We start from the raw sequence: 17,054 nt of genomic DNA, 5'->3' as shown, positions 1-17,054 counted from the left end.
GGCTGTTGTAAGAGGTGATATTTACAATTATTATCTCTTACAATTTGTTGTTACGGGGTTGTGAAAGAAAGAAGTTGGTATTGTACTTTTACGCAATATCAACCTCACTTTACCACCCCTTCGCATGAAAAAGATTACCTTCTTTTGCTTATTATTTTTGAGCTTAGCTTATGTTTCAGCAGCGCAGGATAAAAGCAAGGAGTTATATACAGCGGTTTTAAAGAACAATGCCGCAGCCGTTGAAACCCTGTTAAAAGCAGGTGCTGATCCCAATCATGTTATCGAGATTGTTCCTGGTTTTCCTACTAGTTATCTGATTGCGGCGGCCACAAATAATAATGTAGCTATTGTAAAATCGCTGCTCCAGTACAAAGCAAAAATCAACTGGCGCGATGCTTTTCAAGCTACTGCTCTTCATTATGCGGCTGGAAAAGGCAGCAAAGAGCTCATTGAGTTGATGTTAGTCAGTGGTGCCGACTTACAAGCTAAAGATGAAGACGGAAACACAGCTTTGGCCAGCGCGAAGGCCAGTGGCAATAAAGATGTAATCACACTACTTGAGGCCAAGATTAAATCATAATATTATTATATAGTAGATATAAGCCCAAAAGAGCTTCACGCATGTGAAGCTCTTTTGGGCTTTCTTATTTATTAAGCTGCTAAGCCAAAATAAATATCAACAAAATACAATTGACATAATTTTATAGGTGCGTTTTGGGCTGCTTTTGATGGTGGATACAAAAGGGGTATCTATATTTGTAGTCAGGACACATCAGTAATTACACTTCTTCAAGTTAATTCAACTGCTTTCAACTCTTTTAGCGTCTAGACGCATCCTCTAAAATTCATAGCTATACGGTCTATTTCTACGCGTTCTTTTTTATTCACCTTTCTATCTTTTCATGACCAAAGTACGTCTGCTTACGGCCCTCTCGTTGGGCACCATGCTGTTTGCCTCTTGCGAAAAGCAGCTAGAAGAATCTCCAACTCCTCGCGCTACTGCTCAGTCTTCGACGGATGCTTCCTTGGCCGGCGATTGGCAGCTAGTAGCCTACAAAGGCATCGTACCGACCCCAAACGATGTTAGGACCACCAATATCTTCATGATGCTTGATGAGTGCAGCAAGGATAACAAGCTACACTTTGAGGCTACAGGTGAATTGACGGAGTTAGAAGGTGCTAACGTCTGCGATAAGGAGTCTAAAAAAGAGGCTAAACCTGGCACTTGGGCGCTCAGCGCTGATAAGAAAGACCTCACGCTTAACTTAGGCGAAGCCAAGGAATACCAGGTTACTTCGCTGTCCGCTTCTTCGCTTAAGTTGCGTAGCGTAGCCGAAGCCGGCAAGCCTTACACTGAACTTGAGTACACACGCTAACACCAGCCTGCATACTTTTTTAAAAAGCGGCTGTTCCTGTTCAGGGGCAGCCGCTTTTGTGTAGCTATACTCGACTCAAAGGCATAAAGCAGCGTCCCCATACCTAACCTACTATAGGCTAGGTATGGGGACGCTGCTTTATTTAGCACTCCGTTACTTAAAACGGTGGATCGTCATTCCCAAAATTGCTTTTTGGGAATGGCTTCGGGCTGGCACCGTCGTTAATCTTACTGCCTAGCCGTATGGTATTGGGTGCAAAGCTGCTAGGATCTTCATCAAAGGTACTGGCAGGAAAAGCGCCGGTATTAAAGCCACCTGCCTCATCACCAAAGCCTACGCCATCCAAGTCGGCAAACTTGGTAAAACGGCCGATAAACTTGAGTTGCACCGTTTCGAGGGATCCGTTACGATGCTTAGCAATAATAACCTCACCAGTACCTTGGGTGGGATTACCCATTTCGTCCTCCGTAATTTTGTAGTATTCAGGCCGGTAGAGGAAGACAACCATATCAGCATCCTGCTCGATAGAGCCCGATTCACGAAGGTCGCTGAGCTGCGGCTTTTTGTCGCCGCCGCGCGTTTCTACTGAGCGGGAGAGCTGCGACAGCGCCAGCACAGGTACGTTCAGTTCTTTGGCAATTCCTTTTAGTGCCCGTGAGATAGAAGCAATTTCCTGTTCGCGGTTGCCAGCACCTTTGCCGCCATCGGTGTTACCGCTCATCAACTGTAGATAGTCAATGATGATCATCTGAATATCGTGGTGGGCCTTCAGGCGGCGGCACTTGGTACGCAACTCCCGAATGCTCAGGGCGGGCGTGTCATCAATAAAGATGGGCGCGCTCGACAGCGAGGAGATCTTGTGGTTGAGCTGAGCCCACTCGTAATCCGCCAGGTTGCCTTTCTTGATTTTTTCAGAATCCAGTTCCGCCTCAGCCGAAATCAGACGATTAACGAGCTGCAGAGACGACATTTCCAGTGAGAAAATAGCAACTGGCTTCTTAAAATCGACGGCTGCGTTGCGCATAGCGGAAACCACAAACGCCGTTTTACCCATACCAGGCCGGGCCGCAATAATCACTAAGTCAGAGGGTTGCCAACCGCTGGTTACACGGTCAAGGGCCGCAAAACCACTGGGCACGCCGGTTAGGCCGTCTTTCTGATTCTTTTTCTCTTCCAGCTCTTTGATGGCCTTGCCCATGAGGCTACGCATATCATCGAAGTTCTTGCGGATGTTCGATTCCGAAACCTCAAACAGGGCTTGCTCGGTTTGATCGAGTAGGTTGAATACGTCGGTAGTATCTTCGAAAGCGTCGCGGTGGATGGTCGATGCAATATTGATCAGCTCCCGCTTGATGGCATTCTCAGTGATGATACGGGCGTGGTACTCAATGTTCGCGGCCGAGTTAACCTTGAAGGTGAGGTTGGCCACATAATGATGGCCGCCAGCGGGCTCCAACTCCCCCATTTCCCGCAGCTCATGCACTACGGTGAGAATATCGATGGGCTCCGACTTATCAAACAGGTTCAGAATAGCCTTAAAAATGCGCTGGTGTTTATCGTCGTAGAAGCTCACGGGCTTCAGAATATCGATAACCGTCGTAAGGGCATCTTTTTCGAGCATCAGAGCGCCGAGCACTGCCGCCTCTAGCTCACGGGCCTGGGGGGCAATTTGCCCGCCGGACCGGTCATGGATAAAGCGGCAGGACGGCCATTCAGGGCGGCGATGCCTCGAGAGGCCTGCAACTTTACGCGCTCATTCATCTGGTCGTTCATCACTGGGTGTTGTACAAGGTAGTCAGCTTTGGAAGGATTTGGTTCGCAACGCGAAGGATTTATTGTTGCTTGCGCTCCCGATGCTGGCTGTTTTTTACGCTCAAAGGGGTGCAAATCTAGGGGCAGATTTTCATAATTAGCAGACGGAAAAACTGTTTCTTTTCGCTATCTGATGTTGATAAAAATTATGGCATTTGCCTTTGTAACAGTTGAGATGCTCGTTCATCCCGGCCCGAACCAAGTACTATACCCATTGAGCATCAACTTCTGAGTTGGGCTAGTACCTTTGCCGGCCGGCTTTTCGCCGATTTATCATTGCTTCTATATCTCAGAAATGCCCCCCACGCCCACCGCGCTCCACCGTCTTCACCTGATTGCCATCGGGGGAAGTATTATGCATAATCTGGCGCTGGCCCTGCATCGCCGCGGCGCTCAGGTAACCGGTTCTGATGACGAAATTTTTGAGCCTGCTCATGGTCGCTTGGCTACCGCCGGAATTTTGCCCCCCAGCGAGGGTTGGTTTCCGGAAAAGATAACCACTGACCTCGATGCCGTGATTGTGGGCATGCACGCCCGGGCCGACAACCCCGAATTGCTGCGCGCTCAGGAGCTTGGGCTTCGGATCTATTCATTCCCGGAGTTCATCTATGAAGCTTCCCGCGATAAACAGCGGGTAGTTATTGGGGGCAGTCATGGAAAAACCAGCATTACCTCGCTGATTCTGCACGTGTTGCGCCATCACGGCCGCAAGTTTGACTACGCCGTGGGCGCTCAGCTGGAAGGATTTGATTTGATGGTGCAGCTAACGGACGACGCGCCAATCATCATCATTGAGGGCGACGAATACCTCTCTTCCCCTATTGATCGGCGGCCAAAGTTTCACTTGTACCAACACCACATCGGGGTTATTTCGGGTATCAGCTGGGACCATATCAACGTTTTTCCGACCGAGGAAGACTACCGTGAGCAGTTCCGCATTTTCGCCGAAATGACGCCCAAAGCCGGCGTGCTCATCTACGACCGCGACGACGAGCAGGTGCAGCTAGTGAGCGTGCCCACTGACCCAGACGTGAAGTACATCGGCTACGGACCGCACGAGCACGTCGTGCGCGACGGCAAGACTTTTCTGCTTACCAAGAAAGACGACGAGATTCCAATTCAGATATTTGGCGACCACAACCTGCGCAACATCTCAGCCGCGAAAGAGGTCTGCAAGCAGCTAGGCATTAAGGGCAAGGACTTTTTTGAGGCGCTGGCCACCTTTAAAGGCGCCGCGCGCCGCTTGGAGCTAGTGCGCGCTGGCCACGATTCGGTAGTTTATAAGGACTTCGCGCACGCCCCTTCCAAGCTTAAAGCCACCGCGGCAGCCCTGAAAAAGCAGTTTCCGAAGCGGAGGTTGGTGGCCTGTTTGGAGCTACATACCTTCAGTAGCCTCAATCCGGCCTTCTTGCCCCAATACGCCCATACTTTTGACGCGCCCGATGTGGCCATCGTGTACTTCAATCCGCAGGTGTTAGCCCATAAGCGTCTTCCCGATTTGCCCCCGAGCAGGTAACAGCCGCCTTTGAGCGCCCTGATCTGCGCGTATTTACCGACAGCCGGGCCCTCGCCGCTTTCCTGCATGAGCAGAATTGGACCGATGCTAACCTGTTGATGATGTCGTCGGGCACATTTGACGGATTGGATTTGAATATGCTGGCTGAGGCCGTGACCAAGTAACCCGAGGCCAGTACGTACCAGTTACTAAAAAAGGGCCGCTACGTAGCGGCCCTTTTTTATTTGTCGTTGGTGGGTTTCTTTTCCGGACGCTTATCAGTGGTCAGCAGCAGAGCCAGCGCGGTCAGGGTGAGGCGAATTATCCACTTGCGGCTCATTAGCGGGGAAAGAAATTATTGTTGCTTTCTACCTCCAGGTCGCAGCGGCTGCCGCCAGTATTTTCTTCGCATTCGGTACCGGTTATGCGGCTTTTCTCAAAGGAGAAGTAACAGAACGTACACCCCACACTCGTCACGATATAGCGTTCGGCATTGGAGCGCAGGTACAGGCTATTGTCGGTGGAGGTTTCCAGCGGAATAGCCATAGCGCGGTACATACCATTGCGCAGTCCCATGCCCACCAGGTAATAAATAGCCTTGTCCTTGGGGCTGCCCTGCACCTTGCGGATGGTAGTTTTGTCAACAACGGTACCGTCGTTGAACTGCCGGATGAAGCCAGTTGCGAGCTGTGCGCGGGGCACCACGTACTCTATCTGGCCCTCAATTACTCGCCCTACCAGCTTACTGCTCACTTCCAACTGCCGCCGCTCCAGATCAGTGCCGTCCGCAGCATTGACTTCTGGAATACCGCGCTTACTGGTTTCACAGGCCGCCAGCGAGGCCAGCAGCACAACAAGTAAGGGCAATGCACGACGCACGAAAGACTGGGGGGCAAATTTCATTGGATACAGACAGTAGCAACGGGATTAGCGCGCTTTGTAATACTTACGCGCCTCTGGTAGCAGGCTTTGAATATCGTTGATGCGCGTTTCGTTGGAAGGGTGCGTGGAGAGGAACTCAGGTGGCGATGCTCCATTGTCGCGGGCAGCCATACGCTGCCAGAAACCAACGGCTCCATCGGGGTTGTAGCCCGCCATAGCCATAAAGATAAGGCCCAATCGATCAGCTTCCGACTCTTGGTTGCGACCGTAACGAAGCAGGCCCAACTGCGAGCCTACGCCAAAGGCTTGCAAAGCTACTTGCTGGGTGGTGGCGGAGTTGGTTGAAAGGGCAGCACCCAAGGCCTGACCACCGAGTTGCTGTACCAAACCCTGACTCATCCGCTCACTGCCGTGCTTGGCTACGGCGTGCGCTATTTCGTGAGCCATTACTACGGCAAGACCATTTTCGTCTTGGGTAATAGGCAATATACCGGTATACACGGCCGTTTTGCCCCCGGCATTGCCCAGGCATTCTGCTGCGCATCGTCCTGAATAAGATTAAACTCCCAAGCATAGCCAGATAGCTGATCCTGCGCATTCTGCTGGCGAAAATATGTTTCTACAGCCTGCTGTATGCGCTGTCCTACCCGCCGTACCATGGCCGTTTGGGTGGAATTAGATGAAAGCTTGCTTTGGCTGATTACCTCGCGGTATTGCTGGGCGGCCAGGGTATTTATCTCGGCATCAGACACCAAGCTAAGCTGGCGACGACCCGTAATTGGAACGGTAGAGCAGCCTACTGCCACAAACAGACAGCTGGCTACAAGAAACTTTTTAAACATGACAGTAAGATTGCTTTGGAATAAAATGGCACTTAACTCCCAAAGCATAGCATTTATAAGGCCAAACCGCCTTACAGCCCAGCTTTAGTAGCTTCAGCCTATACGATAGCGCCTAGGGTAAATGTTTAGTGCTAACCGCTTGACCTTAGCAGTTCTAATGGTGAGCGAAGCCTTATTTATTTCCTACGCCACAGAAATAGCCCTAATTTTGGCTGCACAGGCCTGTGGCTGCGGGAGCCGCTTATTCCTGGGGCACACTCCCGGCTGACAGGCTAAGCTCAAGTCACTAAGCATCATACAGAAATGAAAATACTCTGCATCGGTCGTAATTATGCCGAACATATAGCTGAGCTTAAAAACGAAACGCCCGACGAGCCCGTCATCTTCGCCAAGCCCGACACGGCTTTATTGCAGCGCAATCAGCCCTTCTTTTACCCCGATTTCTCGCAGGATATTCACCACGAAATTGAGTTGGTGATGCGCATCTGTAAGAACGGAAAGAACATCGAGCCTCAGTTTGCCTCTAATTACTTCGATGCTATCGGGCTAGGCATTGATTTCACGGCCCGCGACCTGCAAAGCAAAGCCAAAGCGAAAGGCCTGCCGTGGGAGTTAGCGAAGGGCTTCGATGGCTCAGCGCCGCTTTCTACCACCTTTAAGCCCGTGACTGAATTTGCTGATTTGGGCAATATCAACTTCCGACTGGAAGTTAATGGTGAAGTTCGGCAGCAGGGCAACTCCGGCATGATGCTACACGATTTTGCCGCCCAGATTGCATACATATCCCGCTTTATTACGTTAAAAATGGGGGATTTGATTTTTACTGGCACGCCCAGCGGCGTGGGTCCTGTGCATATTGGCGACCGGCTGGAGGGGTATATAGAGAACGAAAAGTTGTTGGATGTTGCTGTTAAGTAAAGCGTTTAAAATTGTGCAGTACCAAGTTCGAGGCAGTAATAAAATAGTAAAGATGAGTGGGTTAGCTGTAGTAGCCGGAGTGGCCGCCTTGGCGGCTATGAGTCTGCGGCCGGCCCCGTTCAATGGGCCGGTTTCGCCGCGCGGCGCGGCGAAAGCAGCGCCCGAAACCAAGGCCACCCGGCCCATCACGCCGCTGGACAGCGTGCCGGCCGACTATTTCATGTTTCCCATTAAGCCAGGCAAGCCTAACTTTTTGACGGGCAGCATGGGAGAGATTCGGGCCAACCACTTTCATGGTGGCTTGGATATCAAAACCGATGGCCGCATTGGTTTGCCAGTGTACGCCGCCGCCGATGGCTACATATCGCGGCTAAAGCAATCGGCATTCGGTTATGGCAATGTGCTGTATATCACTCACCCCAACGGACTAACGACGGTATACGGTCACCTCAACACCTTCGAAGGGCCGGTGGCAGATTTCCTTCGCCAGCAGCAGTACGCCAAACAAACATTTGAGCTGGAGCTGTTTCCAACGCCAAACCAGTTCGTGGTAAAGCGCGGCGATATTGTAGCCATGTCGGGCAACACGGGCGGCTCGGGTGGCCCGCACTTGCACTGGGAGGTGCGCGACGCGGAAGATCGACAGCTAAATCCGTTGCGCTTCGGGGGTTTTGCGGAGATTCAGGACCACATAGCACCTACATTGCAGGCCTTTGCCGTAGAGCCCCTCGGTATTGAGGCTCGCGTACAAGGACGCTTCGACAAGGCAGTTTTTACGCCTAAAAAGCCCCCCACGCCTTCAGTTCCCGGCACGCCTTACGTCCACCCCGATACCATCACAGCTTTTGGCACCGTGGGCTTGTTTGTCCAGGGCTTCGACCGCTTCGATTTCGCTACTAACCGCAATGGCCTGCAACGGGTGGAAGTGCGCGTAAACGGACAGCCTCACTATCGTCATGTTATCGACGCTGTCCCTTTTAGCGATTCCCGCCAGATTTCGCAGCACATTGATTATCAGTGGCAACAGACGAACGGCCGCACTTTCGAAAAGCTCTTCGTGGATGATGGCAATACGCTGCCGATCTATAATACCAACGGCAATAAGGGCAAATTGCGGTTAGAAGATGGGGCGCTATATACGGTTGAAGTGCGAATGAGCGACTCGTATGGTAATACCACGCCCTTCTCGTTTGTGCTGCGCGGCCAGAAGCCGGCTTACTTTAAAACCCGCAATGCCAGCGTACGCAAGCCGGCCTTGCGCTACGATATCAACCGCAATATTCTCAAGGTAGTGGCCACCGATCCGGATACCAGCCGCCAGGGGGCAAATATTACGCTGATGCGCGGCAACCGCCGCCTCGAGGTCGTGCCGAGCTACACGGTGCAAAGTGAGAATGTATACCTCTACGATCTGCGGGCCGGCCTGCCCGATTCCATTCGCTTTGGGCAGCTGACGAAGGCCTTCGAGCCGAAAGCCCTTATTCCGGCCGCGTCGGAGCAGTCATTTGCCAACGGAGTCCAGAATCTGGTTTTCTCTCCCCTTACGCTGTTTGATACCCTGTATCTGCAAAACGGTTACAAAGAAGGGCTCTGGACAATCCATAATGCGCGCACGCCTTTATTTAAGCCGCTGCAAGCTACCCTGAAGCCGCCCGTGGCCGTGGCCGACAAAACTCGTTCGGCCGTGTACATGATCAACTACAAAGGCGCTCGCATCTATCAGGGGGGCAAATGGGATGGTGAACAGATTACATTCCCGGTGAAAACGTTCGGCTCCTTCCGTATTCTGACCGATACGCTGGCTCCAACGGCGCGCCTGGTGCGCAAGTCGCCGGCAGGCCTCACCTTTATAGTAGGAGATAATCTTTCGGGGCTGAGCAGCTACCGTTTGCTGGTGAACGGGCAGTGGCGCATGCTGCGCTACGAATACAAAAACGCTACCTTATTCACCGATCCGAAGGACAAAACGGTACCTCTGGCCGGCGAAGCGGAGCTACGCCTAACCGATCAGGCCGGCAATGAGAAAGTTCTGCAGTTCAAGATTTAAGCGCTGGGGGCAAAACCGCATCCACCTGAAGCACATTTCTAACCAAGCACCAACCTATGAAAACTCGTCGTCCTATTCTTTTTGCAGCGGCCGCCACTGTTACTGTAGCGGCGGCGAGCCTGGTGTATTCGCGGAGCCGTCGTCGGGCACCGCTGGCTGTAGTTGAGCACGTCGACTTGGCGCGTTACATGGGGGTCTGGTATGAAATCGCCCGCCTTCCTACTCGTTTTGAAAAAGGCTGCCAGCACGTGACGGCTGAATATACGCTGCGGCCGGACGGAAAAGTAACTGTGGTGAACAGCTGCCGCAAAGGCAGCCCAACCGGCTCGCTGGAGATAGTGCGTGGCGTGGCCCGCGTAGTGGATTCTGCCACGAACGCCAAGCTCAAGGTTAGCTTTTTCTGGCCCTTCGAAGGCGACTACTGGATTCTAGACCTCGACCCTGAATATCAATACGTGCTGGTAGGTGAGCCCGGCCGCGAGAATCTGTGGCTGCTGAGCCGCACACCCCAACTGGCTCAGCCCGTGCGTGAGCAACTAATTGCAGTGGCGCAAGCTGCCGGCTTTCCGACAGAAAAGCTCATCTTCACCTCCCAACCCGCAACCAGCTTAACCTAATATTTGCCCCCATGTCTCTTCAGCCCGGCGAACCCGCCCCCGATTTCGAAGCCCTCGACCAAAACGGTAACCTTATTCGCCTGCAAGACCTGCGCGGGCAGAAAGTCGCGCTTTACTTCTACCCTAAGGATGACACCTCGGGCTGCACGGCCCAAGCCTGCAATCTGCGCGACAACCAGGCTGAGTTGCGCGCCGCTGGCATTAAAGTATTGGGTGTGAGCATCGACGGAGAAAAGTCGCACCAGAAATTCGCCACCAAATACGACCTACCCTTCCCGCTATTGGTAGATGAAGACAAGAAAATAGTGGAAGCCTACGGTGTATGGCAGGAGAAATCGATGTACGGCCGCAAGTATATGGGCACCATGCGCCACACATTTCTGATAGATGAGCAGGGCAACATCGAAAAGATAATAGCGAAAGTAGACACCAATAATCACGCGGCTCAGCTGCTTGGCGCATAATTTCACCCCTTATCTTCGCTCCAAACCTCCTCTCAAAACCTACTATATGTCGCAGTCCAGTTCCGCCAACGTACAGACCGAAACCCAGCCCGCTCAGCGCGAAAAAAGCATTGCTGAGCTAAAACAGATTGCCGCGCAGGTACGCCGCGACATAGTACGCATGGTTCACGCCGTGAATTCGGGCCATCCCGGCGGCTCGCTGGGCTGCACCGATCTGCTGGTGGCGCTGTACTTCCGCATCATGAAGCACAATCCAGACTTCTCGATGGAAGGCCACGATGAGGATTTGTTTTTTCTATCGAATGGGCACATTTCGCCGGTATTCTACTCTGTTCTGGCGCGTTCGGGTTACTTTCCGGTCAGTGAGCTGTCTACGTTTCGGAAGCTCAATTCGCGCCTGCAAGGCCACCCTGCCACGGAAGAAGGCCTGCCCGGCGTGCGCATCGCCTCAGGTTCATTGGGCCAAGGACTGAGCGTTGCCGTTGGGGCGGCTCAAGCCAAAAAGCTCAATAAGGACAACCGCACGGTGTATGTGCTCATGGGCGACGGCGAGCTGAATGAAGGCCAAGTATGGGAAGCGGCCCTGTACGCGCCGCACCGCAAGGTAGACAACCTGGTTGCCATTGTGGACCGTAACGGTCAGCAGATCGACGGCTCTACCAAAGAAATTATGAACCTGGGTAGCCTGCGCGCCAAGTTTGAAGCTTTTGGCTGGCGCGTACTCGAAACCGACGGCAACGACCTCGAAAAGCTTATTGCTACGCTGGAAGAAGCACGCCAACTACTCGGTCAGGACCAACCCATTATGGTGCTGATGGACACGCAGATGGGCGCAGGGGTCGACTTCATGATGGGCTCGCACAAGTGGCACGGCGTGGCTCCCAACGATGAACAATTGGAGAAAGCTTTGCAGCAGCTCTTGGTAGAAGAAGCGTCAGACTATTAAATCTGAGCTGCAGTCTGGGCTTTATAAAATTGAACGTCATGCAGCACAGCACGAAGCATCTCGCGTGCTGATATGAGGCTACCACGCTTACTAGGCACGCGAGATGCTTCGCGCTGCGCTGCATGACGTTCAACTTAGCCGCCTGCTTATGAGCCAACTCCGGTGCCTGTGCGGAATACTGCTGGGGGCATTTTGGTGCTCACAGCCCCGTTGTGCGCGCAGAATTTGCCCCCCGCAAAGCCTCGCACTACCCGCATCCTGTTTTTGCTTGATGCCTCGGGGAGCATGGGAGCAGTGTGGGAAGGTAGGCCGCGCATGGAAGTTGCTAAGAGCCTGCTGGCTAAGATGGTAGACTCATTGAACACCTACCCAAATCTGGAATTGGGTTTGCGCGTGTACGGCCATCAGTACAGTCGGGAGGAAAATAACTGCCAAGACTCGCGCCTGGAAGTAGCCTTCGCTTCTAAAAATGCGCAGGCCATTAAAGCCAAGCTGCAGACCCTGCAACCGCGTGGCAATACGCCCATCACGTATTCGCTGCTGCAATCGGCCAATGACTTTCCGGCTGATAAAACAGCCCGTAACGTGCTCATTCTCATTACCGACGGCCTCGAATCCTGCCAGGGCGACCCGTGTGCTACGTCGCTGGCCTTGCAGCGCAAGCATATCTTTTTGAAGCCTTTTGTCATTGGCATCGGGGCCGAAAAAGAGTTTGGCAAGCAGCTCGAATGTCTCGGCCAGTATTATAATGCGGCCGATGTGAAGACCTTTCGCTCAGTGCTTGACAATGTTATTACCCAGACTCTACAAAAAACGACCGTCCGGGTAAATCTCACCGATGCCGATGGCAAGCCCGTGGAAAGCAACGTGAACATGACCTTCATCAACAGCGCCACTGGTCAGCCCGAATACAACTACGTGCATTACCGCGACGCCAAAGGCCAGCCCGATGTGCTCGACATCGATGCGCTTCAGTCCTACGACCTCATTATCAATACGGTGCCGCCCGTACGCCAAGCCGACCTGAAAATAAAGCCGGGCCAAGCCAACTTACTGACTTACAAAACGCCACAGGGTACGCTCCGCTTGCAGGGGCCAAACATGACGCCTAACCCCTACGGCACGGTTCAGGCGGTGGTGCGGGCGCAGGGCCAGGAGGCTACGGTGGTGGCGCTGCCTTTTGGAAGCAGGCAGAAGCTGCTGGGGGCAATTATGAAGTGGAAGTGCTTACGCTGCCGCGCCTTATCCGGCGCGTCACAATCAAACAAGGTCAGGAAACAATGGTGACGTACCCGGCGCCCGGCACGCTGAACATTGTCACGGATCTGGCGGGCTACGGAAGTATTTATCAACTCAACGACGACGAGTCGCAAACCTGGATTTATAACCTGCCTGAATCCACCAGCAAAATCAACCTGACAATGCAGCCGGGTGCCTACCGCCTGGTATTTCGTACCAAAAACTCCACCGGCAGTCAGTTTACGGATGTGCGGAATTTTACCATCCGCAGCGGACAGACGACTTCGGTGAGTATGTTTGGGAAATAAAAGTATCCTTCCTGAAAAGGAAGGGAATTGCTCGTTCTGTTACTACAACCTCTTACTCATAATGAAAGAATTCCCCTACTCCGAATCCAAAGACACGCGCTCAGGCTTTGGCGCTGGCCTGCATGAGCTTGGCAAAACCAACGAAAACGTAGTAGCCTTGTGCGCTGACCTCACGGGTTCGCTCAAAATGGATGCGTTTAAGAAAGATTTTCCCGAGCGCTTTTTCCAGGTAGGGATTGCCGAAGCCAACATGATGAGCATGGCTGCTGGCATGACTATAGGGGGCAAAATTCCGTTTACGGGCACCTTCGCCAACTTCAGTACCGGCCGCGTCTACGACCAGATTCGGCAGAGCATTGCCTACTCGGGCAAAAACGTGAAAATCTGTGCTTCCCACGCGGGCGTTACGCTCGGTGAAGACGGCGCGACCCACCAGATTCTGGAGGACTTGGGCATGATGCGCATGTTGCCCCACATGACCGTCATCAACCCCTGCGACTTCAACCAAACCAAAGCGGCCACCATCGCCATTGCCGATCATGAAGGTCCGGTGTATTTACGCTTCGGCCGGCCCGTGGTGCCCAACTTTACCCCCGCCGACCAGCAGTTTGAAATCGGTAAAGCCGTGATGCTCAACGAGGGAACTGATGTTAGCATTTTTGCCACCGGACACTTGGTTTGGAAAGCTATCCTGGCGGGTAAGCTTCTGGCCGAAAAAGGTATTGATGCCGAAATCATTAACATCCACACTATCAAGCCCCTGGATGCGGCCGCGATTCTGCAATCGGCGCGCAAAACGCGGTGCGTGGTGTCGGCGGAGGAGCACCAGATGAACGGTGGCCTCGGCGACAGCATAGCCCAACTGCTGGCCCGCGAAGAGCCGCTTCCCCTGGAAATGGTGGCCGTCAACGACTCTTTCGGTGAGAGCGGCACTCCCGATCAGCTCATGGAGAAATACGGGCTGATGGAAAACGACATCGTGGCGGCTGTAGAACGGGTTATGGCCCGCAAAAAATAGCGCCAACCAGCCGAATCATTCCAATAACAGTCCGATGCCCCCGTGGCGTCGGACTGTTTTATTTATCTCCAACCAATGGTCAGCCTGCATGCCGGCCCTTGATTTTTCCGTCATCCCATGCACCTTTTAGCCTTACTTCTCGTGTTGCTTGCTTGTTCCGTGCAGGCCCAGGATTTGCCCCCCGACACGACGCTTATCGTATATACCGGCCAGTTGACGGGTGCTTACAGTGCAGGTGGCGTGAACCGCACCCTACTATCTACTGCCCACACCGCCACTTTCACCCGCGGCGAGCATATTGGTCTGCCCTTAAGTGGAAGCTTTATTTATGGCAAGCAGGACCGCCTACTCAAGGAAAGGGAGTTTCTGCTGAACGCGACGCCTTATTACCGCTTCGGGCGTTTCCGCTTCTATGGCATCGGTGGCTTCGAGAGTAGCAACCTGCGTGGCATCGACCGCCGGGTGCAGCTGGGCGCTGGGCCGGGCTGGGCCTTCTACTCCGATTCGCTGGGGCGTGAAATATCGGTGAGTAATCTTATTATCCGCGAGTCGACCAATTTTCAGGATGGTACGGAGCGCGTTACGGCCCGCAATTCCGCTCGGCTGAAGGTAGCTTACTCACGTAGCATCGTTACCCTGAGCGCGCTCACTTACTATCAGCCTTCCCTCAGCGATTTTGGTGATTATCGCTTTAGCAACTTAACAACCATTGCTCTAAAGCTTTCGCGTCGCTTAGCCGCTAACTTTACTTATAACTACACCCACGAAAGCAGAGTGATTGAAGGCCGCTTTAATGATAATACGAACTTAACAGTAGGGCTTTCTTACGCTACGAATAAGTAGTCAAATATTGGTTTACGGTATCGAATCCAACGTTTGCGACATATGAATTATGTGATAACACAAATATTTATTATATTTTACTAAACCTCCCCAATAATATTATTAAGCATCAATTACTAGAACTCGCATTCTGTACACCTATATAATTAGTATTATTCTGCATACTACCATCAGTTTTATAAATATATTGAGCTTGTCCAGTAAACTCATTTTCAGGATACATTGAATATAGATGACTCATAGTTAATTTTTTTATTTTCTCCTCCTTGCTTTCATCTTCTAGATAGTTTTCCTTGAGCTTATATATCACAGAAATATATTTTAGATTACTGTTTTTTATTTTGTCATATACTTTAACGTCTGCTTCTAAATTTTCACTAAGGCTATCAGTATAAAGCTTTTCGAGTGCTTTGCTTGCGACACTATTATAGGATGTTTCAATATATTCTACTTTATGAGGTGCAGGCATCAATAAATAGATTGGCGAAATAAGCAAAGATATAAGCCCAAATGAGAGCGCAACTGAAATTACAACTTGAGTAAAATTTAATTCTTTCTGTACACTAACTGAATCATAAGCAATAACTTTTGTCCCTGCAATCAAGTCACCAATCCGTCTACTTGGGTTTATAAGTGCAACAACTACCTCAATTGGCCATATAATAATAAATATATCCCTTAAAAAGCAACGCAAAGGCGAAGCTACTTTCAGTGTTTTATTATTAACTACTTGTAGTTTCAAAATGCGTTTTGCTATGCTTCTTCCGTTGATACAATCTTTACAGAAATACAATGCAAACCCTAAAAGAGATAGTTGAAATAGAGGGCCCGTAAAGTCACCAAACTTCTGAGGCTCATGAGAGATGGTAAAAGCCTCTGAAAATTGCTTTATCATCAAAGGCAAAGAAAAAGCCATGCATATAAATATCATAAAGAAATGATCTATAAGCATTGAGCCAAGTCTTGTGCCTACATTGACACTCTTATCAGGTATCATAAACTTAAAATGATTTTTTAGAATTTATTGAGGGGGAAATTATCACTAACTCTTTCAAGATTTATGTGGCAATTTACTAGCTATTTATTAGACTAAGCCTATCCTTCAAAGTAATTATTTTATCCGCCTTTAAACCTTCGTCTATCACTATTATCTAACCTTACAAATACCGCCGCTCCTAATTTCTCCCCTCCTACTTGGAAGACCAAGAAATCCTCCTCAAATTCCAAGATCCTGCCAGCCGCAACCTGGCTTTCAATCAGTTGGTGCGCAAGTATCAGCAGAAGGTGTACTGGCACGTGCGCAAGATGGTGGTGGACCACAACGATGCCGATGACCTCACCCAAGACACCTTTGTGAAGGTGTGGAAGCACCTGGGCAATTTTCGTCAGGACGCGTCGCTTTACACCTGGATTTACCGGATTGCCACCAATGAGTGCCTGAGCTTTTTGCAAAGCAAACGCCGCAAGTTTTTCCTGCCCCTGAATGATGTGGGGGCCGAATTAGCGGCCAAAATAGAAGCCGACCCGCTGCTGGCCGGCGATGAGATAGAGCGCAAGCTGCAGAAAGCCATCCTTCGCCTCCCCGACAAACAGCGGCTGGTGTTCAACCTCAAGTACTACGACGAGATGACTTATGAGCAGATGGCCGACGTGACGGGCACGTCGGTGGGGGCGCTGAAAGCCTCCTATCACCATGCTGTGAAAAAGATTGAGCAATACGTAACCGAAGAATCTTCCGCCGATTAAACCTCGCGGCCCCAGCCGCATCCAATGCATATGAAAACTCCTTTTCGGCTCGATGACCACCCACGCCGGCCGCAACCACCACTAGCCTCGCCCCCAGCCGGTTACTTCGACCAACTGCCGCGCCAGATAATGGCGCGCGTGCAGCCCGAAGCCACCACTGAGTCGGTGATGTGGGGCTGGCTGATAACCCTCTCCCGACCGCTACGCACGGCTTTAGCCTCAGCGCTGGTTCTGGGGGGCTTTTCGACGGCCTTCTACCTAAGCCAGCCCGCTACGCAAACCTCAAATTTGTCCCCCACGGTTGAGTTGGCAGCCGTGCCCGATGCCGCCCTAATTGAATATCTGGCCGTCAACAATCAGTTGGAAACCGAGGACCTGGCCAGCTTGCCTTTACCTGATGACAACCTAATGGCTTATTTTCTGCAAGCCTCGCCACAAGAATTAGAAGCTGCGCTGGGGCCTCCTACGCTTGATGAAGCTTACTACTAGCCGTTCCTTTCT

20 protein-coding genes are annotated in these 17,054 nt (G+C 51.7%); 14 read left to right on the top strand and 6 right to left on the bottom strand.

The genetic code is table 11. The features are described 5' to 3' along the window. Nucleotides 1-124: 124 nt before the first annotated feature. Both EPD59_RS08365 and EPD59_RS08360 read left to right on the top strand, forming a co-directional pair. Nucleotides 125-580: an ankyrin repeat domain-containing protein gene (locus tag EPD59_RS08365; protein WP_133272387.1), complete on the top strand. Its 456-nt coding sequence runs from the start codon at nucleotides 125-127 to the stop codon at nucleotides 578-580. 322 nt (nucleotides 581-902) lie between these two features. Next, complete coding sequence (locus tag EPD59_RS08360) at nucleotides 903-1,376, top strand: lipocalin-like domain-containing protein (protein ID WP_133272386.1); 474 nt, start codon at nucleotides 903-905, stop codon at nucleotides 1,374-1,376. A gap of 157 nt (nucleotides 1,377-1,533) precedes the next feature. Here the strand turns inward: EPD59_RS08360 and dnaB are convergent, their stop codons facing one another. Together dnaB and EPD59_RS23165 are read right to left on the bottom strand one after the other, a co-directional pair. Next, complete coding sequence (dnaB, locus tag EPD59_RS08355) at nucleotides 1,534-3,069, bottom strand: replicative DNA helicase (protein ID WP_133272385.1); 1,536 nt, start codon at nucleotides 3,067-3,069, stop codon at nucleotides 1,534-1,536. Then, a complete protein-coding gene (locus EPD59_RS23165; RefSeq protein WP_262712934.1) occupies nucleotides 3,021-3,152 on the bottom strand; it encodes a hypothetical protein in 132 nt (43 codons plus the stop codon). The genes dnaB and EPD59_RS23165 overlap by 49 nt, the downstream gene beginning before the upstream one ends. Before the next feature lie 331 nt (nucleotides 3,153-3,483). Here EPD59_RS23165 and EPD59_RS08350 point away from each other — a divergent pair, with 331 nt between their 5' ends. Then, complete coding sequence (locus EPD59_RS08350; protein WP_317128488.1) at nucleotides 3,484-4,704, top strand: UDP-N-acetylmuramate--L-alanine ligase; 1,221 nt, start codon at nucleotides 3,484-3,486, stop codon at nucleotides 4,702-4,704. A gap of 318 nt (nucleotides 4,705-5,022) precedes the next feature. Here the strand turns inward: EPD59_RS08350 and EPD59_RS08345 are convergent, their stop codons facing one another. From EPD59_RS08345 to EPD59_RS23600, 3 genes are read right to left on the bottom strand one after another with little or no spacing between them, the layout of a single operon-like run. Beyond that, nucleotides 5,023-5,586 (bottom strand): hypothetical protein, encoded by a 564-nt coding sequence (locus EPD59_RS08345; protein WP_133272384.1) that lies wholly within the window; start codon nucleotides 5,584-5,586, stop codon nucleotides 5,023-5,025. A gap of 24 nt (nucleotides 5,587-5,610) precedes the next feature. Then, nucleotides 5,611-6,066: a M48 family metallopeptidase gene (locus tag EPD59_RS23605; RefSeq protein ID WP_317128487.1), complete on the bottom strand. Its 456-nt coding sequence runs from the start codon at nucleotides 6,064-6,066 to the stop codon at nucleotides 5,611-5,613. Further along, nucleotides 6,015-6,407 carry a M48 family metalloprotease gene (locus EPD59_RS23600; RefSeq protein ID WP_317128486.1) on the bottom strand — a complete coding sequence of 131 codons (393 nt, stop codon included), beginning with the start codon at nucleotides 6,405-6,407 and terminating at the stop codon, nucleotides 6,015-6,017. The genes EPD59_RS23605 and EPD59_RS23600 overlap by 52 nt, the downstream gene beginning before the upstream one ends. 303 nt (nucleotides 6,408-6,710) lie before the next feature. On the opposite strand from EPD59_RS23600, the gene EPD59_RS08335 reads away from it, so the two are divergent. The 9 genes from EPD59_RS08335 to EPD59_RS08300 all read left to right on the top strand — a co-directional run bounded on the left by EPD59_RS08335 (nucleotide 6,711) and on the right by EPD59_RS08300 (nucleotide 14,807). Continuing rightward, nucleotides 6,711-7,325 (top strand): fumarylacetoacetate hydrolase family protein, encoded by a 615-nt coding sequence (locus EPD59_RS08335; protein ID WP_133272383.1) that lies wholly within the window; start codon nucleotides 6,711-6,713, stop codon nucleotides 7,323-7,325. A gap of 52 nt (nucleotides 7,326-7,377) precedes the next feature. Then, complete coding sequence (locus EPD59_RS08330; protein WP_165963522.1) at nucleotides 7,378-9,372, top strand: M23 family metallopeptidase; 1,995 nt, start codon at nucleotides 7,378-7,380, stop codon at nucleotides 9,370-9,372. 56 nt (nucleotides 9,373-9,428) lie between these two features. Further along, nucleotides 9,429-9,989 carry a lipocalin family protein gene (locus tag EPD59_RS08325; RefSeq protein WP_133272381.1) on the top strand — a complete coding sequence of 187 codons (561 nt, stop codon included), beginning with the start codon at nucleotides 9,429-9,431 and terminating at the stop codon, nucleotides 9,987-9,989. Nucleotides 9,990-10,000: 11 nt separating this feature from the next. After that, nucleotides 10,001-10,453, top strand: a complete 453-nt coding sequence (gene bcp / locus EPD59_RS08320; RefSeq protein ID WP_133272380.1) for a thioredoxin-dependent thiol peroxidase — start codon at nucleotides 10,001-10,003, stop codon at nucleotides 10,451-10,453. A 46-nt stretch (nucleotides 10,454-10,499) separates the two neighbouring features. After that, on the top strand, nucleotides 10,500-11,399 hold the full coding sequence (locus EPD59_RS08315) for a transketolase (protein WP_133272379.1): 900 nt from the start codon (nucleotides 10,500-10,502) through the stop codon (nucleotides 11,397-11,399). A gap of 168 nt (nucleotides 11,400-11,567) precedes the next feature. Then, entirely contained in the window at nucleotides 11,568-12,686 is a 1,119-nt protein-coding gene (locus EPD59_RS08310; protein ID WP_240731675.1) for a vWA domain-containing protein, read from the top strand. Beyond that, complete coding sequence (locus EPD59_RS22375; protein ID WP_240731674.1) at nucleotides 12,680-12,946, top strand: hypothetical protein; 267 nt, start codon at nucleotides 12,680-12,682, stop codon at nucleotides 12,944-12,946. Before EPD59_RS08310 ends, EPD59_RS22375 begins: the two co-directional genes overlap by 7 nt. Before the next feature lie 61 nt (nucleotides 12,947-13,007). Beyond that, complete coding sequence (locus EPD59_RS08305) at nucleotides 13,008-13,964, top strand: transketolase family protein (RefSeq protein ID WP_133272378.1); 957 nt, start codon at nucleotides 13,008-13,010, stop codon at nucleotides 13,962-13,964. A gap of 117 nt (nucleotides 13,965-14,081) precedes the next feature. After that, nucleotides 14,082-14,807: a DUF481 domain-containing protein gene (locus tag EPD59_RS08300; protein WP_133272377.1), complete on the top strand. Its 726-nt coding sequence runs from the start codon at nucleotides 14,082-14,084 to the stop codon at nucleotides 14,805-14,807. A 109-nt stretch (nucleotides 14,808-14,916) separates the two neighbouring features. Here the strand turns inward: EPD59_RS08300 and EPD59_RS08295 are convergent, their stop codons facing one another. Next, complete coding sequence (locus EPD59_RS08295; protein WP_133272376.1) at nucleotides 14,917-15,804, bottom strand: RDD family protein; 888 nt, start codon at nucleotides 15,802-15,804, stop codon at nucleotides 14,917-14,919. Nucleotides 15,805-16,001: 197 nt separating this feature from the next. On the opposite strand from EPD59_RS08295, the gene EPD59_RS08290 reads away from it, so the two are divergent. Beyond that, nucleotides 16,002-16,553 carry an RNA polymerase sigma factor gene (locus EPD59_RS08290; protein WP_133272375.1) on the top strand — a complete coding sequence of 184 codons (552 nt, stop codon included), beginning with the start codon at nucleotides 16,002-16,004 and terminating at the stop codon, nucleotides 16,551-16,553. 30 nt (nucleotides 16,554-16,583) lie between these two features. Beyond that, nucleotides 16,584-17,042 (top strand): hypothetical protein, encoded by a 459-nt coding sequence (locus EPD59_RS08285; RefSeq protein WP_133272374.1) that lies wholly within the window; start codon nucleotides 16,584-16,586, stop codon nucleotides 17,040-17,042. Nucleotides 17,043-17,054: the final 12 nt, after the last annotated feature.

The sequence above is a fragment of the Hymenobacter radiodurans genome (assembly GCF_004355185.1).
Lineage (GTDB): Bacteria > Bacteroidota > Bacteroidia > Cytophagales > Hymenobacteraceae > Hymenobacter > Hymenobacter radiodurans.
This window is presented reverse-complemented; position numbering and strand designations above follow the sequence as displayed.